This window comes from Stenotrophomonas sp. K-6, from assembly GCF_056861555.1.
On sequence record NZ_JBSPUC010000001.1, the window covers coordinates 1,044,885 to 1,066,953 of the forward strand.

Here is a 22,069-nt window from a genome sequence, read left to right on the forward strand (position 1 = left end):
GGCCCGCTTGCCTCGCTGCTGAATTGATATGACGTCTCTTTTTTCCAAGCAGTCATGGGCAACCGTGCGACGCAACGTGCTGCCCTGCCTGCGATGGGCCATGGCCGCGGTGCTCACGCTGCTGTTGGTGCTGGATCTCGCGTTTCCGCCCCCGCTGCCCAGGCAGCGCGACACCAGCACCCTGGTGGTCGCGCGTGATGGCACGCCGCTGCGCGCGTTCGCCGATGCGGACGGGGTGTGGCGTTACCCGGCCTCCGCCGACAGCGTCTCGCCACTGTACCTGCAGGCACTGCTCAACTACGAAGACCGCTGGTTCTGGCGGCATCCCGGCATCAATCCGTGGGGGCTGTTGCGGGCCGGCAAGCAGTGGCTGTTCGCGCAGCGGATCGTCTCCGGCGGCTCGACCCTGACCATGCAGGTCGCCCGCATCCTCGACCCGCATACGCGTACGCCGTGGGGCAAAGCCAAGCAGCTGCTGCGCGCGGTGCAGCTGGAGCTGCACCTGAGCAAGGCGCAGATCCTGGCGCTGTACCTGGAGCGCGCGCCCTACGGTGGCACCATCGAAGGCGTGGAGGCGGCCAGCTGGGCCTATCTGGGCAAGCCGGCCTCGCAGCTGTCGCATGCCGAGGCCGCGCTGCTGGCGGTGTTGCCACAGTCGCCCAGCCGGTTGCGTCCGGACCGCCATCCGGAGGCGGCGCAACGTGCGCGCGACAAGGTGCTGGAGCGGATGGCGTCGCTTGGCGTGTGGTCACGAGAAGAGGTCGACGATGCGCGCATCGAGGCGGTGGTCACCCGTGCGCTGCAGCCTCCGTTGCATGCGGCATTGTTGGCCCAGCGCCTGCGCTCGGCGCAGCCGCGGGCGGCGCGGATCGAGAGCACGCTGGATATCGGCCTGCAGCGCACGCTGGAAGAACGCGTGTCTTCGTATTTTTCGCAGCTGCCCGAGCGCACCTCGGCGGCCCTGTTGGTGGTGGACAACCGAACGCTTGAGGCACGCGCCTATGTTGGCTCGGTGGCCTTCGGCGACAAGCAGCGGCTCGGCCATGTGGACATGGTGCAGGCCTGGCGCTCACCGGGCTCCACGCTCAAGCCGTTCCTGTACGGCATGGCGCTGGATGATGGCCTGATCCATTCGGAAAGCCTGATGGTGGACGCGCCGCAGAGTTTCGGTGGGTACCGGCCCGGCAACTTCGACGCGGCCTTCAACGGGCCGGTCAGTGCCTCCACGGCACTGCGTCTGTCGCTGAACGTGCCGGCGGTGGATCTGCTGGACCGGGTCGGCTCGGCACGTTTCGCCGCACGCCTGTCGCACGCCGGCATCAATCTGCGCTTTCCACACGGCAGTGCGCCGAACCTGTCGCTGATACTCGGCGGTACCGGTGCGCGGCTGGAGGACCTGGTCGGTACCTTCGCCGCGTTCAACCGCAACGGCATCGCCGGTCGAGTGCGATACACCGCCGCGGACGCCGTGATCGAGCGACGCCTGATGTCACCGGGCGCGGCGTGGATCACCCGCGAGATGCTCGAGTCCAATCCGCGCCCGGGCTATGGCGCCGGCACATTCGACGTCACCGGCCGCCCCCGTGTGGCCTGGAAGACCGGCACCAGCTACGGCTACCGCGATGCCTGGGCGATCGGCACGACGCGCCATTACACGGTAGGTGTGTGGGTGGGGCGCCCGGATGGCACGCCGCTGCCCGGGCAGTACGGTGCGGTGACCGCCCTGCCGCTGATGTTCGAAGTGATCGACAGCCTGCCGCGCCACGCCGGCGATGCCAGTGCAGCGCCGATGCCGGCAAGCGTGGCACAGGCCGATATCTGCTGGCCGACCGGCGGCTTGGCGGAGCAGACCGCAGCGCCCCTGTGCCAACGCCGGATGCCGGCCTTCGTGCTGGACGGGGTCGTGCCGCCGACCTTCGCCGAACGCGAGGCGCGGCTGTGGCAGCCGGGTCTGCAGCGTTTCCAGGTGGATGTGCGTACGGGGCTGCGGCTGTCGCCGGAGTGCAGCCGGCCCCATGCGGCGGAGCCGCGTGAGATCGCGCGCTGGCCGGCGCTGTTGTCGCCGTGGCTGCCGCAGGCCCAGCGTCAGGCCTCGCAGTTGCCTGCGTTGTCTCCGGACTGCAGCGACGACGGTCGCGAGAGCGGCGGGACCCTGCATATCGAGGGGCTCAACGATCGCGCCACCCTCGCACGCGCCCCGAATGCCGAGCACGGCGTGCGCCTGCAACTGCGTGCACTGGGCAATGAAACGACGGTGGATTGGCTGCTGGACGACCGCTGGATTGCCCGCACCGAAGGGGCACGCCTGTTCCAGCGCGACTTTGATGAAGTCGGTGAGCACACGTTGACCGCGCTGGCCGCCGATGGCGCGTGGACGCAGGTTCGGTTCCGGATCCTGCACTGACGTTGCGCTGCGCAGATTCTGGTGGTGCCGGCCGCTGGCCGGCACTGCACTCCGTTCGGATAGTGCGGGGAGCCGGCCAGCGGCCGGCACTACAGCACCAGGCGCCGGCCAGCGGCCGGCATTACTCCCCGATCCAGCCGTCCAGCAGATCGGCGAATTCGTCGGCGTGTTCTTCTTCCTGCGCCAGGATCTCTTCGAGGATGCGCTTGGTCGTGGTGTCCTTGTCGCCCACGAAGTTGATCATCTCGCGGTAGCTGTCGATCGCGATGCGCTCGGCAATCAGGTTCTCGCGGACCATGTCGCGCAGGTCGCTGCCTTCCTTGTACTCGGCATGCGAGCGCGCGGTGAGGGTGTCCGGATTGAGGTCGGGCTCGCCGCCCAGCTGCACGATGCGTTCGGCCAGCTTGCCGGCGTGCGCCTGCTCCTGCTGCGCGTGCTCCAGGAACTCGGCCTTGATCGAATCGGCGAGCATGCCCTTGGCCATGAAGTAATGGCGGTAGTAGCGCAGCACGCAGACGTACTCGGTGGCGAGCGCATCGTTGAGCAGCTTGATGACCGCTTCGCGGTCGGCACTGTAGCTGTCGGTGATGGCGCCATCTTCGATGTCCTTGCGGGCCTTGGCACGCAGGGTGGCGGTGTCGCTGATGCCCGGCGGGCGGCTGTTGTCCGGGGTGGCGTTCGGGGTGTTCTTGGCTGGCTTTGACATGGCTGGCCGGGTTCCTCTCTTGCGTGGGTCTAGCGGGGGAGATGCTCCAGCACGTACTGCGCCGAAGACACGTCGAATTTTCCGGGTTCCTCGATGAAGGTCTCGCGCACGACACCGTCTTCGACGTACAGCGCGAAGCGGCGCGAGCGGATGCCCATCCCCGAGCTGCTGGCATCCATTTCCAGGCCCAGCGCACGGGTGAACTCCCCATTGCCGTCAGACAGCAGCTGCAGGCCGTCGGGCACCTGCTGGCTCTCGCCCCAGGCCTTCATCACGAACGGATCGTTGACCGCCATGCAGAACACCTCGATCCCGCGGTGGCGGAATTCGGGGAAGTGCTCGATGAAGCCGGGCAGGTGCCGGGCCGAACAGGTCGGGGTGAATGCGCCGGGCACGCCGAACAGCACCGCTTTGCGCGAATCGAACAGGGCATGGGTATCGATGGTTTCCATGCCCTCGCGGATGCGCTTGAGGGTGACTTCGGGAATGCGGTCGCCAACGTGGATGGTCATGCGGACTCCTTGGACACAGGCAGGGTAGTGAGGGGCATGGGATGGCCATGTCAACGTTGAAAAGCCGCCGTGAAGACCCATCTGTAGCGGGAAAGGCGGGCGACGGGGGCAGCGTAGCCGCCCGCGATGTCCGCCGCATTGCGCAGGATCATTCGCGCCCGGCGTCACGGTGGGCCGGTCTGCAGCAGCTAGAATTGCGCGGACGGCGCCCGCCCACGCGGGTGGCCGAACTTAGTCGAGGTGTTTGGATGGAATTCAAGGATTACTACGCCACGCTCGGGGTGGAACCCACCGCGGGCGATGCTGAGATCAAGACCGCGTACCGCCGCCTGGCGCGCAAGTACCACCCGGATGTGAGCAAGGAAGCCGGGGCCGAGGACAAATTCAAAGCGGTCAACGAGGCTTACGAGGCGCTGCGCGATCCGCAGAAGCGCGCGGCCTATGACCAGCTCAAGGCGCAGGGCTACCGGCCCGGCGAGGAGTTCCATGCCCCGCCGAACTACGGCGGTGGCCAGGGCTATGACTTCGAAGAGGTGTTCGGTGGCGGCGCCGGTGGCGGCGGCTTCAGTGACTTCTTCGAAAGCCTGTTCGCGCGCCAGCGCGGCGGCGGTGGTGGCCGCGCCAGTGGCTTCGGCGGCGCCAGCCAGGGCCCGCAGCCGACCCGCGACACGCGCGCCAAGCTGTCCGTGCCGCTGGAGGCTGCCTACCAGGGCGACAGCCTGCGCATCAACGTGGGCGGCAAGCAGCTGGACGTGCGCGTGCCCAAGGGCATCCGGCCGGGCCAGGTGATCCGGCTGGGCGGGCAGGGCACCGGTGGCGGCAACCTGCTGCTGGAGGTGGAATACGCCGAACACCCGCAGTTCGAGGTGGATGGCCGCAACATCCTGTACACGCTGCAGGTGACCCCGTGGCAGGCCGCACTGGGGACGAGCATCAGCGTGCCGACGCTGGGCGGAGCAGTGGAGCTGAAGGTGCCGGCCGAGTCCGATGCCGGCCGCAAGCTGCGCCTGCGTGGCCGCGGCCTGCCGGGCAACCCGGATGGCGATCAGATCGTGGAGCTGGAGATCATCGCGCCGGCGCCCACCGATGAGGCGCAGAAGAAAGCGTACAAGACGCTGGCCAAGGCATTCGGCGAGAAGCTGTGATGCAAGGCGTTTGCCTTCGCGGTAGGAGCCGACCGTTGGTCGGCTCACCTTGCTGTCGGCTTACCGTGCCATAGGCTCACGCCGTCGGCGGCTCCTGGTGGCTGAAAACGCGCTCCAGCACCTCGGACAGCTCGTCTTCGGAAAAAGGCTTGGTGATGTATGCCTTGGCCCCCTGGCGCATGCCCCACATGCGGTCGGTGTCCTGGTCCTTGGTGGTCACCAGGATCACCGGAATGTGCTTGGTCGAGGCGTCGCGGGCCAAGGTACGGGTCGCCTGGAAGCCATTGAGATTGGGCATCACCACGTCCATCAGCACCAGATCGGGCAGCTCGGCCTTCGCCGTTTCCACCCCGGCAGCGCCATCGGTGGCGGTCAGGATCTCGTGCCCGAGTTTTTCGACGATCCGCTGTATCCCCAACAGCTGCGACGGTGAATCGTCGACGATCAGAATGCGTGCCATGGTGTTCCCCGTGTGATGCCCGCAGTGTAGTGCGGGCCTCGCATTGGCGTGAAGCACCGGGCGTGCCGTCCGTCGCCCGGCTGCCACGCTCAGTCGATTCGTACCACCGTGCGGCCGTGGTTGCCGCCCGCGAGCAGCGCATCGAACGCCGCCGGCAGGCCATCCAGCCCGACCTCGCCGGTGCAGATCGTCTCCAGATGCGCCGGCTTCCACTCGCCGCCCAGCTTGTCCCAGACCGCTTCGCGCAGATCACGTGGTGCGCCGGAGGACGACACACCCAGCAGCGATACGCCGCGGATGATGAAGGGCATCACCGTCATGTCCAATGCCGGGCTGGCGGCGAGACCGGCACTGACCACCGAACCGTAGGGCACGGTCTGGGCCAGCAGGCTGGTCAGCATCGCACCGCCGGCGTTGTCCAGGCCACCGCCGAACCGCGCCGATTCCATCGGGCGGGAGGTCGCCAGCACATCACGCGGCAGAACCTCGCGGGCCCCCAGGCCTCGCAGATAGCCGGCCTGGTCGGCCTTGCCGCTGATCGCATGCACCTCGAAACCGGCCCGGGTGAAGATATCCACCGCCAGCGAGCCGACCCCGCCGGTGGCCCCGGTTACTGCCAGCGGCCCGTGGGCGGGGGTCTGCCGGTTGTCCAGCATCCGCACCAAGGCCAGCGCGGCAGTAAACCCGGCCGTCCCCAGGATCATCGCCTCGCGCGGGCTCAGCCCGGCCGGCTGGGGGATCACCGCACTGGCGGCCAGGCGCACATACGGGCTGTAGCCCCCATCGCGGGTCTCGCTGAGCCCGCACCCGGTGGCGAGCACCGCATCGCCTTCGCGGTAGGCCGGGTCGGTCGAAGCGACCACCGTGCCGGCCACGTCGATACCGCCGACCAGCGGGAATCGCCGCAGGATCTTGCCCTTGCCGGTGCCGGCCAACGCATCTTTATAGTTGACCGAGGACCAGTGCGCGCGGAGGACCACCTCGCCTGGGTTGAGCTGGTCCAAGCCGATCGGTTCCAGCGCGGCGTGGTGGCCGGTATCGTCCTGGTGGATGCGGAAAGCGTTGAACCGGTCGGGAATTGCCATGAAGATGCCTGACGGGGGGAAACCACCACCATACCCGCTGCGGTTATGAATCGTTCCCCGAGATGCGTGACCCCTTCCAATCCTGTCGATCTGCCCCATCTAGTAGAATCGACAACGTTTTAACGGTTGACGGTGCGGGAGTGGCCCGCAGGCAACCTTACCTTGATGGAGCGTGCATGGCCTGGAATACACCCGGCGGCAACAAGGGCGGACAAGGCCCCGACGAGAATCGACGTGGGCCGTTCGGTCCTCGCGGTGGCGGCAATGGCGGCGGTTGGGGCGGTTTGCCCGGTCCGCTGAAAGACCTGTTCGATGGCGGCATCCTGCGCTGGGTTGCAGTGGCTGCGGTGTTGCTGCTGCTGTTCTCCAGCTTCCAGCTGATCGGCGAACAGCAACGCGGCGTCGTGCTGCGCTTCGGTCAATTCCATCGCATCCTGCAGCCTGGCCCGAACTTCAAGCTGCCCTGGCCGCTGGAATCGGTGACCAAGGTCAATGCCACCGAGATCAAGACGTTCAGCAGCCAGGTACCGGTCCTGACCCGCGACGAGAACATCGTCAACGTCTCGCTCAACGTCCAGTACCGTATCGATGATCCGCGCCTGTACCTGTTCGGCTCGGTCGATGCCGACCAGGTGCTCGAACAGACCGCGCAGAGCGCGGTGCGTGAGCAGGTCGGTCGTGCCGACCTCAACAATGTGCTGAACAACCGTGGCCCGCTGGCCGTGGCCGCCGAAGAGCGCCTGCAGGCCTCACTCGGCAGCTACCGCACCGGTCTGTCGGTGACCGGCCTGACCCTGCCCGATGCCCGTCCGCCCGAGGAGGTCAAGCCGGCCTTCGACGAGGTCAACGGCGCCCAGCAGGTCAAGGAGCGTCTGATCAACGAAGCGCAGGCCTACGCGGCCAAGGTGGTTCCGGAAGCGCGCGGCCAGGCCTCGCGGGCCCGGACCACCGCTGAAGGCTACAAGCAGGCCGTGGTCGCCAAGGCCGAGGGTGATGCCGAGCGCTTCAGCCTGCTGCAGGTCCAGTACAAGGACGCCCCGGAAGTCACGCGCAAGCGCCTGTGGCTGGAAACCGTGCAGAAGGTGCTCTCGGAGAACCGCAAGATCATCGGTGGCGATGGCCGCCAGCTGATCTACGTGCCGATGCCGGGCGACAACCGCACCAGCAGCACCAACGCCGCCCCGGCGGTGACCCCGGAAGTCATGCTGCCGTCGCTGCCTGCCAGCACGGCCGTGGATGGCGTTCGCAATGCGGAGCGTCCGACGACGCGCCCGACCGGTCGTGAGGAGGGCAGCCGATGAGAAGTTCACTGTGGATTGGTCTGGCCGTAGCGGTCCTGCTCGGCCTGCTGGGTTCGGTTTACGTGGTCCGTGAGGACCAGACCGCGATGGTGCTGAACCTGGGCAAGGTGGTCCGTGCGGACATCAAGCCGGGCCTGCACTTCAAGGTGCCGCTGGTGGAAACGGTGCGCGTGTTCGATCGCCGCTTCCAGGTGCTCGACACCGCCCCGGCGCGTTACTTCACCGCTGAGCAGAAGGATGTCAGCGTCGACTTCTTCGCCATCGGTTACATCTCCGACGTGCGCGCGTACTTCCGTGCGACCGGCGGCGACGCCCGCGTGGCCAATGCCCGTCTGGCTCCGATCATCACCGACTCGCTGCGCAACCAGATCAACTCGCGCTCGTTGCAGCAGCTGGTGTCCGGGGATCGCAGCGAACTGATCGCCAACCAGCTGACCGGCATCAACGAGTCGGTCAAGGCGCTCGGCATGCAGATCATCGACCTGCGCATCAAGCAGATCGACCTGCCGACCGACAGCCAGGTGATCAACGATGTGTACGAGCGCATGCGCGCCCAGCGTAAGCAGGAAGCGGCCAAGCTGCGCGCCGAGGGTGAAGAGCAGTCGCTGACCATCCGTGCCCAGGCTGATCGCGAGAGCACCGTGATCGTGGCCGAAGCCGAGCGCGACGCCCAGCAGCTGCGTGGTGCCGGCGATGCCGACGCCGCCCGCATCTACGGCAAGGCCGGCTCGGCCGACCCGTCGTTCTACGCGTTCTACCGCAGCCTGGAGGCCTACCGTGGCTCCATGACCGACGGCAACGGCGTGATCGTGCTCGACAAGAACGACCCGTTCCTGCAGTACCTCAAGAGCGATCGCTGAGGCCGCAGGCGGTAGTCATCCACGGGGACCCGGTGCAGACCGGGTCCCCGTTTTGTTTGTGGAGATGTCATGAAAGATCTGTTCTCGGCCCTGTGCCTGGTCGCCGTGCTCGAAGGCCTGTTCCTGTTCGCCGCCCCGTTGGCCTGGAAGCGGATGGCCGAGCAGTTGCTGATGCTGCGCAGCAGCGCCCTGCGCACCTGGGGCGGGGTGATCCTGCTGGCGGGCCTGACCACCCTGTGGTGGTTGAAGCACTGAGCGGGTTACCGCCACGCGCCGGCACTCCCCGGGCGGCGGTCCTGACCGGCCGGTGAAGTCCACCGGCCCCCGGGGTGGCAGCGGCCACCGGAAACCCGGATAATGCACAAAAGCCGGACGGGCACTCTGTTTCAGAGTCACTCGTCCGGCTTTTTCCGTGTCTGGGTACCCCAGTGTCGGCGCGCTCCCCGCTGGAGCCCGCCACCCCGCGCTGAGCGGCCACCCCGGCATGGTCCCAAACCCGCGGCCCCGATGGCCGCACAAAAACCAGGAGTTACCCGTCATGGGTCAGTCAGTTGTCGTGTTGGGTGCCCAGTGGGGCGATGAAGGCAAGGGCAAGATCGTCGATCTGCTCACCGAGGAAATCGGCGCTGTCGTGCGCTTCCAGGGCGGCCACAATGCCGGCCACACGCTGGTCATCAATGGCAAGAAGACCGTGCTGCACCTGATTCCGTCGGGCATCCTGCGTGAAGACGCGCTGTGCCTGATCGGCAACGGCGTGGTGATCTCGCCGGCCGCGCTGCAGAAGGAAATCGCCGAGCTGGAAACCTCCGGCGTGGAAGTCCGTTCGCGCCTGAAGATCTCCCCGGCCGCGCCGCTGATCATGCCGTACCACATCGCCCTGGACCAGGCGCGCGAACGCGCTGCCGGCGGCAAGGCGATCGGCACCACCGGCCGTGGCATCGGCCCGGCGTATGAAGACAAGGTGGCGCGTCGCGGTATCCGCATCGCCGACCTGCATTACCCGGCCCAGCTGGAGGAACTCCTGCGCACCGCGCTGGATTACCACAACTTCGTGCTGACCAATTACCTCAAGACCGACGCGGTCGACTTCCAGAAGACCTACGACGAAGCACTGGCCTTCGGCGAATACGTCGAGCCGATGAAGTCCGACGTTGCCGGCATCCTGCACGACCTGCGCAAGCAGGGTAAGCGCGTGCTGTTCGAAGGCGCCCAGGGCGCACTGCTGGACATCGACCACGGCACCTATCCCTACGTCACCAGCTCCAACACCACCGTCGGTGGTGCACTGGCCGGTGCCGGCGTCGGTGCCGATGCGATCGACTACGTGCTGGGTATCGCCAAGGCCTACGCGACCCGCGTCGGCGGTGGCCCGTTCCCGACCGAGCTGGACGATGAAGTCGGCCAGGGCATCCGCGACCGCGGTGCCGAGTACGGTGCCTCGACCGGCCGCCCGCGTCGTTGCGGCTGGATGGACATCGTCGCGCTCAAGCGCGCCGTGGCCATCAACGGCATCAGCGGCCTGTGCATCACCAAGCTGGACGTGCTCGATGGCATGGAAAAGCTGAAGGTCTGCATCGCGTACGAGTACCGCGGCAAGCGTACCGAGTACGCCCCGCTGGACGCGCAGGGCTGGGAAGAATGCACGCCGGTGTACCTGGAGTTCCCGGGCTGGACCGAGAACACCCATGGCATCACCAACTGGGATGATCTGCCGCCGGCCGCCCGCGCTTACCTGCGCGCGCTGGAAGAGCTGGCCGGTTGCCCGGTGAGCATCGTCTCGACCGGCCCGGACCGCGACCACACCATGGTGCTGCAGGATCCGTTCGCCTGATCAGGTGGGCACTGACGGGCGATGCCTGGCGGTGCCACCCGGGGTAAATGAAAAAGCCCCGCGCGAGCGGGGCTTTTTCGTGGGCGCCATGCGCGCGATACCATGGCATGCTGTGCGGCCTCTCAACAATCAGATGGGGCAGCATGGAATCTGCTGATGACGCCACCACCGGCATGAACACTGCGAACCGCGCGCTGCATGCGGTGGTCACCGAGCTGGAAGCGCTGTTGCGCGGCGACGGCGAAAACCACTGGGCCGATTGGATGCAGCGGGTCATCATCCAGCTTGAGCAGGGCGATCCAAGCGCGCCGGAGAGCCTGCTGCGCGCCTATGGCGGCATGGGATCGTTCAACGATCTCGCGCTCGGGCAGGACTACAGCAATGGCCACTTCCAGTGGCGAGCGGACGCGGGTGAACTCAATGAGCGTCTGGACGCATTGCGCGGCCGTGCCTGGGAACTGGCACGGGCGATCCGGGATGCAACAGCCAGCCCGCGTTGATCACAGCGCCTGCCGGCCCGTCAGCACCGGATAAGGGTTGATCGATTCGCCCTTCCACCACTGCTTCTCCGGCCCCAATACATGGATCTCGAAATGCAGATGGGGGGCTTCGGGGCTCGCGTTGCCCGTGCTGCCGACATAGCCGATGACCTCGCCGCGCTTGACCGTCTTTTTCTCCGCCAGGCCGTCGGCGTAGCGGTCCAGATGGGCGTAGTAATAGCAGTAGCGACCGCTCGGTTCGAACTGGTACACGGTCAGTCCACCCCGCACGCTGTCGAACAATTTCTCCACGGTACCGTCGGCGACGGCCAGCACCGGCGTGCCGTCCGGCGCGAGGATGTCGATGGCATCGTGCACGCGGCCCTCGCTGCGCGCATCGGTGAAGGTGTCCTGCAATTGGTCCGCGCCGATGCCCTGCACCGGCAGCAGCAGGGCGCCGCCGGCATCTGCTGGAGGCGCAGCGAGACCGCCCGCGTCAGGCGCAGGCGGTGCGGGCACGGTCTGGATCGGTGCCGGTGTCGCGGCCGGCGTGGAAGCAGGCGGCGGTGGCGCATCGAGTGCGGCACGGGTGGAACTCGTCGCCGATCCCACCTTGGCCGGTTCGGCGGCGCCAAGGCGGGCGGACGGCCCCGGCCCCAGCAGCCAGTAGCCGACCACGCCGATCACCAGCCCTACCGCCAGCAGTCGCAGGGTCTTCATGCGCTTACTCCTGCATTACGACGGGCACGGACGCATCCACCGCATCGGCCACCTGCAGCGCATCCCAGTTGGTCAGGCGCACACAACCATGCGACTCGGTCTTGCCCACGTGGCCAGGCTCGGGCGTGCCGTGCAGACCGTAATGCGGTTTGGAAATGTCGATCCAGACCACGCCGACCGGATTGTTCGGGCCCGGCGGCAGCACTGCCTTGCTGTCGCCGGCCTTGGCGTCCCAGAACAGCTTGGGGTTGTAGTGGAAGGTGGGATCGCGCGAGATGCCGAGGATCTTCCATTTGCCAATCGGCAGCGGGTCATGTTTGCTGCCCGACGACACGGGGAACTGGGCGTAGACCTTGCCATCGGCATCGAACAGCCGGAGCGTCGAGTCGGATTTGTCGATGACCAGCTTGCTGGCTTTGGCCAAGGGCGTAACGGCGATGTTCGGCACCTGGATCACGCTGCCGGCCTTGCCCAGGTCCACACCGGGATTGAGCGCTTTCAGCAGGTCGGGCGAGGCGTGGAAGCGTTCGCCCAGTGCTTCTTCCACGGAGCCGAAGCCCAGCGATGTCAGCTTGGCCTGTTCGGCCGGCCCCTTCGGCACGGGCTGGAACGGGCCGGCCACATCCTCGGCGGTCAGCGTGTAGCGCACCAGCGGCGGGGCGCTGTCCGGCTGCAGGGCCTTCCAGGTCGCATCGTCCAGCTCACCGCTCACCTTGATCCCGCGGGCGGCCTGGAAGCCGGACACGGCCCGCTTCTGGTTGGAACCCACTTCGCCATCGATCTGCCCCGGAGAGAAGTGGGCGCGGTCCAGCAGCACCTGGGCATGCAGGTCCGAGCGCGGCCCGGTGGCCAGCGGCGTGTCGGCCGCGGCGGTAGCCGGTGTTGTCGCGGCCGGTGCTGTCTGGGCGACGGCCCAGACGGGGGCGGCAAGCGCCAAGGCGAGGGCGGACACGCGGGCGATCTGATGCAGGCGAGGGGTCATGGGATATTCCAGGAGAGACATGCTTCCACCATGCCTGCCGGGCATGCGCAGTGGCCGTGAAAAGCCTGACGCGCGGCTGAGTGGGGTCCTGGGTCCCGCCAATGTGTCCGCTACGTGAACCCATTCACCCGTCGACACGCCTACGGATCAAGGCCGCCCAGGGAAGGCCGATACCAGTGCACCCCCCACGTTTGGAAGTTGTCATGGATTATTTGCGGAACGTCAGCGTCGTCTGGCGGCTTGGCCTGGGCTTCGGCCTGCTGCTGCTGCTGGTGGCTGCGGTCGTCGCCATCGGCGCGACCGGCAGCGCGGAACAGAAACAGTCGATGCAGCAGGTGGTCGAGGTCAATGTGGCCAAGGTCCGGCTGCTGTCGGAAATGCTCGATGCCAACAACCAGATGATGGTGGTCCGCCGCGAGATGCTGATCCGCCAGGGCGATCGGCTGGCCGATGACGAAGTGCGCATCGCCAACCTGGTGAAGCGTTACGAGGCCAGCTGGACTGCCTACCAGGCGTTGCCCACCAATGCTGATGACAAGGCGATTGGGGACGCCATCGCGGCTGCACGCGCGGTCGCGCGCCCGCTCAACAAGCAGATGAGCGAACAGCTCAAGCAAGGCGATTTCGCCGGTGCCACCGCGTTGACGCTGGGCGCCGTGCAGGAAGCGGCCAACGCCTGGAACAAAGCCCTCGGCGATGGCGTGAGCTACGAAGAAACGCAGAGCCGTCAGGCGGCCGCGGAGGCGATCCGGCTGGGTGAGCGTACGTTCCTGCAGTTGCTGGTGCTGGGCGCGATTGCGCTGGTGGTCGGCATCACGGCCTCGGTGTTGATCGGACGCAGCTTGACCGGCCCGCTGGCCCGCGCCGTCGGTCTGGCGACCCGCATGGCCAAGGGCGACCTGGAGCAGGACTTCCGCCTGGGCGGCCGCGACGAGATCACCCAGCTGGGCAACGCCATGGCCACGGTCCGCCAGACCGTCCAGGGCGCGATCACCGCGCAGCTGGACATGGCCCGCCAGCATGAAGCCGGCGCCATCAGCTACCGCATGGACGAAGCCGCCTTCCCGGGCGATTTCGGGCGCATGATCCGCGCGACCAACGAGCTGGTCGGTTCACACGTGGCCGTCGAGTTCCACATGGTCGAGGTGATGCAGCGTTATGCGATCGGCGACCTGAGCCGTGATCTGGACACCTACCCGGGCGAAAAGGCCGTGCTGACCACCACCATGGCCACCGTCAAGGACAGCCTGATGGCGATCAACCAGCAGATCGAGACGCTGGCATCGGCTGCACGTGCGGGCGACTTCTCGGTGCGTGGTACCGAGCAGAGCTTCCAGTTCCAGTTCCGCGCGATGGTCGCCCAGTTGAACGGGATGATGGCCAGCTCGCAGAGCAGCATCGCCGACCTGTCGCAGGTGCTGCGCGCGATCTCCACCGGCGATCTGACCTCGCGCATGGATGGCCACTACGAAGGTGTGTTCGCGCAGATGCGCGACGATGCCACCGTCACCGCCGTGCAGCTGACCGGCATCGTGCAGCAGATCCAGGGCGCGGCGGGCAGCATCAACGATGCCGCACAGGAACTGGCCGCAGGCCACAGCGACCTGTCGCGTCGCACCGAGCAGCAGGCGGCCAATCTGGAAGAGGCCGCCGCCTCGATGGAAGAGCTGACCTCCACGGTCCGCCAGAACGCCGAGCTGGCCAACCAGGCCGACCATGAAGCGCATGCGGCCGGTGCGGCGGTCAAGGCAACCGAGCAGGCCATCGCGCAGATGGCCGCCGTCATGAGCGAGATCGACCAGTCCTCGGCGCGCATCTCCGAGATCTCCTCGGTGATCGATGGCATCGCCTTCCAGACCAACATCCTGGCCCTGAACGCAGCGGTGGAAGCGGCCCGCGCCGGTGAGAACGGACGTGGCTTCGCGGTCGTGGCGACCGAGGTGCGCACGCTGGCGCAGCGTGCCGGTACGGCGGCCAAGGAGATCAAGGACCTGATCGATGAGTCCAGCAGCAAGGTCAAGACCGGGCTGAGCGTGACCGTGCAGTCCGAGGCGGCGATCGCCCGCCTGACCCAGGCCAGCTCGCGCACCAATCAGCTGATGAGCGACATCGCCGCCGCGACCAAGGAACAGGCCGCCGGCATCGAGCAGGTCAACCAGGTGGTCGTGCAGATGGACCAGGTGACCCAGCAAAACGCGGCGCTGGTGGAAGAAGCCACCGCTGCCAGCCGCGCACTGGAAGAACAGGCGTATGCACTGACCGAATCAGTGGCGGTGTTCAAGCTGGACAACAGCGCGGCAGGCCTGCGTCGCCCGGCGGCATTGCGGGCAGCATGACGACACGTGTGCGCTGAGTAATACAGAAAAGCCCCGCTTCGGCGGGGCTTTTTCATGCCGATCCGGCCGGCCGACGCAGCGGCGCGCCCGGCTCAGTCCTCGTTCTCTTCCGCTGCTTCGCGACCCTGCTGGCGGATCAGCGCCTCTTCGCGCGCATCGTTGATGGCGTGGCGGACGCCATCCAGATCGATGGTGCTCTCATCCTGCTCGAATTCACCGGTCAGTACGCTGTCCGGCAGCAGATCGCCAGCCTCGAACAGCGCCCACATCTCCTCGCCGTACCAGGTCTCCAGCAGCTCCGGCGCCCAGCGGCCCAGATACGCGGTGAGGTTGTTGACGTCGCGCAGCAGCATCGTACGTGCGGCATTGTTGCCCGCCGCACTGACCACCTGCGGGAAATCGATCACCACCGGGCCTTCCGGGCCGACCAGCACGTTGTACGGCGACAGATCGCCGTGGATCAGCCCGCAGCACAGCATCCGCACGACCTGGCGGACCAGAATCTGGTGGAACTCGCGCGCCTGTTCCGGGCTGAGTTCAACCTCGCCCAGGCGCGCGGCGGAATACCCTTCAGCATCGGTGACCAGCTCCATCACCAACACGCCGTGGAAGTAGCCATAAGGCTCCGGCACGCGCACGCCGGCATCGCGCAGCTGGTACAGCGCATCGACCTCGGTGTTCTTCCAGGCCGCTTCCTGCTGCTTGCGGCCGTAGTTGCTGGCCTTGCCCACCGCGCGCGCTTCGCGGCTGCCACGGACCTTGCGGCCTTCCTGGTACTGGACGCGCTGCTGGAAGCTGCGCTGGGCCATGTCCTTGTAGACCTTTGCGCAGCGCACATCGTCGCCGCTGCGGACCACGTATACCGCTGCCTCCTTGCCGCTCTTGAGCGGGCGGAGCACTTCATCGATCACGCCGTCGTCGATCAGCGCCTGCAAGCCTTGGGGGGTCTTCACGGTATCTCGGGAATCGGCTGGCGCGGGGCCTGCCCTGGAGGGGGAGGGATTTTCGCATCTTCGGGCCGATGGAGCCATCGACACGGCGCCCGGCGGTCGGGTTGTTCAGCTGCGTGCACGCTGGTGCCCGCTTGAAATCTGCTTCACATCCGCGCGGCAGGCTGGGGTCACTTCCCAAGGAGTGCCACCCATGATGCTGTCCCTGCTGCGCCGCACCGGTGCCGTTCTGGCCCTGCTGCTCGCTGTCCCTGCAGTCCACGCCCGCCCCGCGGCGGCCGATACGGTACTGATCGTGGTCAGCGGCGAAGGCCGTGACCAGGGCAAGACCCGCCCCGGTTTCGAGATGGACGAGTTTGCCCAGGCCTACCTGATCTTCCGCGACAACGGCCTGGCCGTGCAGGTGGCCAGCCCACGCGGCGGGCCGGTGGAGGCCGACAAGTTCGACCCGAAGGAGCCCTTCAACGCGCGCGTGCTGGCCGATCCGGCGGCGACCGCGTTGCTGGCCGATACCCGCGCCACCGCGACCCTGCGTGCGGCCGACTATGCGGCGGTCTACGTGGTTGGCGGCAAGGGCGCCATGTTCGATCTGCCGACCGATGCGGCGCTGCGCGGCCTGCTCGGTACGCTGCACGACGGTGGCGGCGTGGTCGCCGCCGTCTGTCACGGCCCGGCAGCACTGGTGGATGTGCGGCTGGCGGACGGATCACTGCTGGTCGCCGGGCGCCGCATGACTGGATTCACCAATGCCGAGGAGGGCGTGTTCGGCAAGCGCTGGGTCAAGGAGTTCCCGTTCCTGCTGGAAACAGCGCTGCGCGAGCGCGGCGCGCGCTGGGAGCAGGCGCCGCTGATGATGCCCAAGCTGGTGGTGGACGGGCGTCTGATCACCGGGCAGAACCCGTACTCCACGCCGGCGGTCGCCGAGGCGATCGTGCGCGCCACCGGTCGCACCCCGGTCGCCCGTACTCCTTGGCGTGATGAAGCCAGCATGGCGCTGGTGCAGCGCCTGCTCGACGGCGAGGGCGACGCGGTCAAGCGCGAGCTGGCGAGCAATCGCACCGGCTATCACGATCAGTTGATCGGCGTGCTCGGCTACTACCAGCTGCAGGCCGCGCAGGACGATGCGGCCGTGCGTGACGCCCTGGCGATCATGCAGCTGGCCGCGCCGTACATGAGCGAGCCGCAGCTGCCGCTGGGCATCGCGCAGGCGCACTGGCGGCTGGGCGAGGTGGAACAGGCGCGCAGCGTGCTCGGCAAACTGCTGGAAACGCACCCTGACATGGCCGAAGCTAAGCAGCTCAAGGACACGATCGAAGGCTGACGCCATGCATGACGGCCTGCACATCCTGGTCATCGAGGACAACCCGGCGCTGCGCGCCGGCATGGCCACGCTGCTGGAGGCGCGCGGCCATCGCGTGGCCTTCGCCGCCGATGGGCTCAGCGGCCTGCAGATGGCGCTGGACGAGCCGCCGGACGTGCTGGTGCTGGACCTGACTCTGCCGGGGATGGACGGTCTGGGTGTGTGCAGCCATCTGCGCGAGCGGGCCGACCGTCACATCCCGATCCTGATGCTGACCGCGCGCGACACGTTGGCCGACAAGCTGGTCGGCTTCCAGTGCGGTGCCGACGACTATCTGGTCAAACCGTTCGCCGGTGAGGAACTGCTGGCGCGGTGCCTGGCGCTGGCGCACCGGCATGTGCGGCGCGAGGGTCACCTGCTGCGCATCGGCTCGCTGGAAATCGATCGCCGCAGCGGCAGCGCGACCCGCAGCGGCCAGGCGCTTGAGCTGCCGCAGACCGCGTATCGCGTGCTGGTGCTGCTGGTCGAGGCATGGCCGCGTACGGTGACCCGCAGCGAGCTGATCCGTCGGTTGTGGGGCGATGAGGCGCCACCGTCGGATCCGCTGCGCTCGCACCTGTATCTGCTGCGCCAGATCCTGGACAAACCGTTTGATCGGCCCATGCTCAAGACCGTGCACGATGTTGGCTTCAAGCTGGAGGCCGACGCATGACGACGCGTGTGCATCGCCTGCGCAACCGGTTGATGTTGGCCTTCGCGGTGTTCGCACTGGCGGTGGCCAGCCTGTTCGGCCTGTACGTGGCGGTGTTCGTGTACAGCGTGGAGGATCGCTTCTTCGACGCGATGCTCGAACAGGAAGCGCAGCAGCAGCTGGATCAGCGCGCCGCGAGTGGCAGCTGGTCGCCGCCGCGCAATACGTTCATTACCGTGCACGAGAGCAGCGCCACGTTTCCGGCTGATCTGAAAACCGCGTTCGATGCCGAGCCGTGGCGGCACGAGTTCGCCGGCACCCAGGGACGTCACTATCACCTGCGCGCGCTGCAGCCGGGCGGCGCCGGTACATCAGGATGGCTGGTCGCCGAGGTCAGCCAGCAGCTGGTGGTGCGGCCGATGCGCCGCCAGATTCTGGGTCTGCTGGCCTGGTCCGGGCTGGCCGTGGTGGTCGTTGCCGTGCTGGCCGGTGCGTGGCTGGCACGACGTACCACACGTCCCTTGTCCAGACTGGCCGCACTGGTCGATGGGATGGCGCCGGATCGGCTGCCAATCGGGTTCGCGCGCGACTTCCCCGATGATGAAATCGGCGTGCTCGCGCGGGGGCTGGACAACCTGACCGGGCGGGTGCGCGCCTTTGTTGCCCGCGAGCATGCCTTCACCCGGGATGCCAGCCATGAGCTGCGCACGCCGCTGGCGGTGATCCGCAGCGCGACCGAACAGCTGGCCAACGAAGCGGGGCTGTCCGCGGCCGGACGGCTGCAGCTGGAGCATGTACAGCACTCAGCGCGGCAGCTCGAACAGACCGTGATCACGCTGCTCACCCTGGCCCGCGAAGAAAGCGTTGAAAAGGAGGCGCTGCCGCTTGCGGTGCTGCCGGTGCTGGAACAGGTGGTGATTGAACAGGCGGCGCTGCTGGACGGCAAGCCTGTGCAGGTGCGGGTCGATGTGCCCGATGACGTACGCCTCACGGTGCCCGGGCCGGTGCTGCACATGCTGCTGGCCAATCTGGTCGGCAATGCGTTCGCGCACACGCGGGCAGGCGAGGTGCACATCGATGTCGGGGCCGGACGGCTGCGCATCCGCAACACCGCCGCGGCCGGTGACCCTGACACGATCGTGCGGCCTTTCGCCAAAGGCGAAGGCAGTGCCGGCTTCGGGCTTGGCCTGGCGATCGTGCACCGGCTGTGCGACCGCTTCGCCATCGACCTGCGTATCGAAGGAACCGAGCACACCACGGTCGCCAGCTTCAGCGTGCACTGAGGCGACGCACCGGTCCGCTTCCGTCCACCGCCAAAGTGCGCGATGCTCTGCCGAACGGGGAGGGGCGCATGGGGAACAGCGACGAAGGCAGTATCCACGGTGACGTACCGGCTGGCATCGCCTCCACCGCCGGCGGTGAGTCGCACACACCGCTGGCGGATCAGACACCGACCGACTGGTCGTTGCTGCCGGTCACGCATGGCAACGAAGACTCGATGGTGGCGGTGATCTGGCGCCTGCTCCGACAGGAGCCGGCGTTGATGGTGAGCGCGGGCTACGTGTTCCTCTCCGCGCTGGGGCTGTGGTCGAGCTATTTCTTCTACTTCAAGTTCCGGCTGTCGATCCTGGATTACCTGCAGGTCAGCGACTTCCTGGTGGCCGGTCTGCGTGATCCGGCTTACATCCTGATCCTGCTGCTGGGCGCGCTGCTGGCGGTTCTGCTGGGCTGGCCGGAAACACTGCGGCGGCGCAATCCGGCCAAGGTGGCGCGCCTGCGTGCACGGCATTGGGGATGGCGGATGCTGTTCTCTGAATCGCCGTGGATGAACTGGGAGTTTTCCGGGTTCCGCCCGCTGACCGGCATGTGCATGGGCGTGGTCTGCTTCATGGCCATCGGCGCGGCACTGTATGCGCTGAACAAAGCCGAAGCCATCCGCGATGGCCACGGGGGCACGCCGGTGCAGGTGATGCTCACTGGCGACGCTGCCGCCCTGCCAGGGTCGGCGAAGCTGCTGGGCTCCAGCAGCGCGTTCGTGTTCCTGTGGTGGCCGGCGCAGCGGCGTGCCGAAGCCGTGCCGATCGGCTCGATCCGTCGGCTGCAGTCGATGGCTGTCCCCGTGAAGCCGGCGCCGGTGCCCAAGCCGGCCCCGGCGCCCTCAGCGCCGCGCTGAGATCAGCGCGGCGCACCGCGCACAGCTCAGGCGAGCGTGCGCACCTTGGGTTCGCGCGCCCACTGGCGTGTGGCGGCTGCGGCCAGGAAGCCCTTGGCGTCCTCGGCCTCCACCACGCCCGCATCGTTGCCGACGCGGGCGATCTTCAGCAGCGACTGTGCACCGTCGTCGGCGGCGATCGCTTTGAGATGGGCCCAGGCGTCGCTGACGAAATCGATCGCAGCGGACTCCTTGCTGAGCTTCTTGGCAGCATCATTGCTCAGCACCACCGCGACCGCATCGAACACGACCGACGGCGTGCCCGCCAGCTGGCCATCAGCGGCCAGCGTCTTGCCGTCACTGAGCTTGGCGCCCCCGATCTTGGGCGCAACCAGCTTGACGCTGGCACCAGCCTTGTCGGCCGCCTTGCGCAGGTTGGCGATCAGCGCCGCATCGGAACCCTCGTCAAACAGGATGCCGATGCAACGGCCCTTGAGCAGGTCCTTGGTGCGGCCGATGATGCGCACTTCCGGCGCCTTCGGGAAATCCTGCGCCGGGGTCTGCGTGGCGGCGGGCTCAGGCAACGCGGGCATCGCCAGCCCGTCGGCAACCCGCTTGGCCAGCGTGTCGTCGATGTTGCGCAGGTGACTCACGGTACGCTCGCGCACCTTGACCGTCTCCACCTTGGACAGCTCGAACACCAGCGCCGAGGCCAGATGCGCCTGCTCCGGCGCCTCCAGGCTACGGAAGAACATGCGGGCCTGGCTGTAATGATCGGCAAAGCTGTCCGCGCGCACGCGGCCCTTGCGGCCGTCGTCCGGCGCGGTGGCGTGACTGGGGAAGCCGTCGGCGCTCTCACGCGGGCTGTCGCCCTGCAGCGAACTCGGATCGTAGGCGACCCGTCCCTTCGGAATGTTCATCTGCATGTGGCCGTCGCGCTGATGGTTGGCGAACGGGCACTTGGGGGCGTTCACCGGGATCTGGTGGAAGTTGGGACCGCCCAGGCGGCTGAGCTGGGTATCCAGGTACGAGAACAGGCGACCCTGCAGCAGCGGATCGTTGCTGAAGTCGATGCCCGGCGGCACGTTCGCCGGGCAGTAGGCGACCTGCTCGGTCTCAGCGAAGAAGTTGTCCGGCCAGCGGTCCAGCACCATGCGCCCGATCACGGTCAGCGGCACCAGCGACTCGGGAATGATCTTGGTCGAATCCAGGTGGTCGAACGGGAAGGCCTCGGCCTGTTCCTCGGTGAACAGCTGCACGGCCAGCTCCCACTCGGGAAAATCGCCGGCGGTGATCGCTTCGAACAGATCGCGGCGGTGGAAGTCGTTGTCCGCGCTCTGCAGCTTGACTGCCTCGTCCCACACGGTGGACTGGATGCCCAGCTTCGGTCGCCAATGGAATTTGACGAAGGTCGACTCACCCGCATCGTTGATCAGCCGGAAGCTGTGGATGCCGAAGCCCTCGATGGTACGCAGCGATCGCGGAATCGTGCGGTCGCTCATCGCCCACATGATCATGTGCATCGATTCGGGCATCAGCGAGACGAAATCCCAGAAGGTGTCGTGCGCGCTGGCCGCCTGTGGGAAGGCGCGGTCCGGCTCCATCTTCACCGCATGGATCAGGTCGGGGAACTTGATCGCGTCCTGGATGAAGAACACCGGGATGTTGTTGCCCACCAGATCCCAGTTGCCCTCCTTGGTGTAGAACTTCACCGCAAAGCCGCGCACATCCCGCGGGGTATCCACCGAACCGGCGCCGCCAGCCACGGTGGAGAAGCGGGTGAACAACGGCGTGCGCACTCCGACTTCACTGAGGATACGGGCGCGGGTGTACTCGCCGAGCGAGCGGGTCAGCTCGAAGTAGCCATGGGCGGCGCTGCCGCGCGCATGCACGATGCGTTCGGGGATGCGCTCATGATCGAAGTGGGTGATCTTCTCGCGCAGGATGAAGTCTTCCAGCAGAGTCGGCCCGCGCGGGGTGGCGCGCAGCGAGTTCTGGTTGTCGCCGACCGGGATGCCCTGGTTGGTGGTCAGCACGGGATGGCCATTGCCTGCACGCTGGTGCAGTTCATTCCCTTCGCCACGGACATCGGTGGCAGGTGCTGGGGCGTTCTTCGTGCTTTTCTTGCTGGCGGCCATGAGGCGACTCCGGGAGC

Annotated in this window: 20 protein-coding genes; 12 read left to right on the forward strand and 8 right to left on the reverse strand. The window is 67.2% G+C overall.

Annotated features, from left to right (window positions below; genetic code table 11):
• Positions 1-28: 28 nt before the first annotated feature.
• Positions 29-2,404, forward strand: coding sequence for a penicillin-binding protein 1C (gene pbpC, locus AC13F7_RS04580; RefSeq protein ID WP_482999380.1), 2,376 nt, complete (start codon positions 29-31; stop codon positions 2,402-2,404).
• A 121-nt stretch (positions 2,405-2,525) separates the two neighbouring features.
• Here pbpC and AC13F7_RS04585 read toward each other — a convergent pair whose 3' ends face one another.
• The gene (locus tag AC13F7_RS04585) at positions 2,526-3,110 is read right to left on the reverse strand and encodes a ferritin-like domain-containing protein (RefSeq protein ID WP_482999381.1); all 585 of its coding nucleotides are present in this window, start codon (positions 3,108-3,110) and stop codon (positions 2,526-2,528) included.
• A gap of 29 nt (positions 3,111-3,139) precedes the next feature.
• The gene (locus AC13F7_RS04590; protein WP_482999382.1) at positions 3,140-3,622 is read right to left on the reverse strand and encodes a redoxin family protein; all 483 of its coding nucleotides are present in this window, start codon (positions 3,620-3,622) and stop codon (positions 3,140-3,142) included.
• Positions 3,623-3,870: 248 nt separating this feature from the next.
• Here AC13F7_RS04590 and AC13F7_RS04595 point away from each other — a divergent pair, with 248 nt between their 5' ends.
• Entirely contained in the window at positions 3,871-4,767 is an 897-nt protein-coding gene (locus AC13F7_RS04595) for a DnaJ C-terminal domain-containing protein (RefSeq protein ID WP_482999383.1), read from the forward strand.
• Between the two features lie 76 nt (positions 4,768-4,843).
• On the opposite strand, the gene pilH is transcribed toward AC13F7_RS04595, so the two are convergent.
• Together pilH and AC13F7_RS04605 are read right to left on the reverse strand one after the other, a co-directional pair.
• Entirely contained in the window at positions 4,844-5,227 is a 384-nt protein-coding gene (gene pilH / locus AC13F7_RS04600) for a twitching motility response regulator PilH (RefSeq protein ID WP_123730488.1), read from the reverse strand.
• An 89-nt stretch (positions 5,228-5,316) separates the two neighbouring features.
• On the reverse strand, positions 5,317-6,312 hold the full coding sequence (locus AC13F7_RS04605) for a YhdH/YhfP family quinone oxidoreductase (RefSeq protein WP_482999384.1): 996 nt from the start codon (positions 6,310-6,312) through the stop codon (positions 5,317-5,319).
• Positions 6,313-6,488: 176 nt separating this feature from the next.
• Between AC13F7_RS04605 and hflK the strand changes: the two genes are divergently transcribed.
• The 5 genes from hflK (at position 6,489) to AC13F7_RS04630 (ending at position 10,804) form a co-directional block, all read left to right on the forward strand.
• Positions 6,489-7,613 (forward strand): FtsH protease activity modulator HflK, encoded by a 1,125-nt coding sequence (hflK, locus tag AC13F7_RS04610; protein WP_481470755.1) that lies wholly within the window; start codon positions 6,489-6,491, stop codon positions 7,611-7,613.
• The gene (gene hflC, locus AC13F7_RS04615; protein ID WP_019186091.1) at positions 7,610-8,473 is read left to right on the forward strand and encodes a protease modulator HflC; all 864 of its coding nucleotides are present in this window, start codon (positions 7,610-7,612) and stop codon (positions 8,471-8,473) included. Before hflK ends, hflC begins: the two co-directional genes overlap by 4 nt.
• Before the next feature lie 69 nt (positions 8,474-8,542).
• Positions 8,543-8,728 (forward strand): DUF2065 domain-containing protein, encoded by a 186-nt coding sequence (locus tag AC13F7_RS04620; protein WP_121038863.1) that lies wholly within the window; start codon positions 8,543-8,545, stop codon positions 8,726-8,728.
• A 283-nt stretch (positions 8,729-9,011) separates the two neighbouring features.
• Positions 9,012-10,304: an adenylosuccinate synthase gene (locus AC13F7_RS04625; protein ID WP_088432983.1), complete on the forward strand. Its 1,293-nt coding sequence runs from the start codon at positions 9,012-9,014 to the stop codon at positions 10,302-10,304.
• Between the two features lie 173 nt (positions 10,305-10,477).
• A complete protein-coding gene (locus AC13F7_RS04630) occupies positions 10,478-10,804 on the forward strand; it encodes a DUF6966 domain-containing protein (protein ID WP_482999496.1) in 327 nt (108 codons plus the stop codon).
• Here the strand turns inward: AC13F7_RS04630 and AC13F7_RS04635 are convergent, their stop codons facing one another.
• On the reverse strand, positions 10,805-11,503 hold the full coding sequence (locus tag AC13F7_RS04635) for a M23 family metallopeptidase (protein WP_481470753.1): 699 nt from the start codon (positions 11,501-11,503) through the stop codon (positions 10,805-10,807).
• Between the two features lie 4 nt (positions 11,504-11,507).
• Positions 11,508-12,485 carry a L,D-transpeptidase family protein gene (locus tag AC13F7_RS04640; protein ID WP_482999385.1) on the reverse strand — a complete coding sequence of 326 codons (978 nt, stop codon included), beginning with the start codon at positions 12,483-12,485 and terminating at the stop codon, positions 11,508-11,510.
• Positions 12,486-12,688: 203 nt separating this feature from the next.
• Here AC13F7_RS04640 and AC13F7_RS04645 point away from each other — a divergent pair, with 203 nt between their 5' ends.
• The gene (locus AC13F7_RS04645) at positions 12,689-14,821 is read left to right on the forward strand and encodes a methyl-accepting chemotaxis protein (RefSeq protein ID WP_482999386.1); all 2,133 of its coding nucleotides are present in this window, start codon (positions 12,689-12,691) and stop codon (positions 14,819-14,821) included.
• A 92-nt stretch (positions 14,822-14,913) separates the two neighbouring features.
• Here AC13F7_RS04645 and AC13F7_RS04650 read toward each other — a convergent pair whose 3' ends face one another.
• Complete coding sequence (locus AC13F7_RS04650; RefSeq protein ID WP_123730495.1) at positions 14,914-15,774, reverse strand: PA4780 family RIO1-like protein kinase; 861 nt, start codon at positions 15,772-15,774, stop codon at positions 14,914-14,916.
• A 190-nt stretch (positions 15,775-15,964) separates the two neighbouring features.
• Here AC13F7_RS04650 and AC13F7_RS04655 point away from each other — a divergent pair, with 190 nt between their 5' ends.
• From AC13F7_RS04655 to AC13F7_RS04670, 4 genes are all read left to right on the forward strand, one after another.
• Complete coding sequence (locus AC13F7_RS04655) at positions 15,965-17,092, forward strand: type 1 glutamine amidotransferase domain-containing protein (protein ID WP_482999387.1); 1,128 nt, start codon at positions 15,965-15,967, stop codon at positions 17,090-17,092.
• A 4-nt stretch (positions 17,093-17,096) separates the two neighbouring features.
• On the forward strand, positions 17,097-17,783 hold the full coding sequence (locus AC13F7_RS04660) for a response regulator transcription factor (RefSeq protein WP_482999388.1): 687 nt from the start codon (positions 17,097-17,099) through the stop codon (positions 17,781-17,783).
• Positions 17,780-19,045: a sensor histidine kinase gene (locus AC13F7_RS04665; RefSeq protein ID WP_482999389.1), complete on the forward strand. Its 1,266-nt coding sequence runs from the start codon at positions 17,780-17,782 to the stop codon at positions 19,043-19,045. Before AC13F7_RS04660 ends, AC13F7_RS04665 begins: the two co-directional genes overlap by 4 nt.
• Before the next feature lie 68 nt (positions 19,046-19,113).
• Positions 19,114-19,935 carry a hypothetical protein gene (locus tag AC13F7_RS04670; protein ID WP_482999390.1) on the forward strand — a complete coding sequence of 274 codons (822 nt, stop codon included), beginning with the start codon at positions 19,114-19,116 and terminating at the stop codon, positions 19,933-19,935.
• Positions 19,936-19,961: 26 nt separating this feature from the next.
• On the opposite strand, the gene AC13F7_RS04675 is transcribed toward AC13F7_RS04670, so the two are convergent.
• Complete coding sequence (locus AC13F7_RS04675) at positions 19,962-22,052, reverse strand: catalase (RefSeq protein ID WP_482999391.1); 2,091 nt, start codon at positions 22,050-22,052, stop codon at positions 19,962-19,964.
• Positions 22,053-22,069 lie beyond the last annotated feature (17 nt).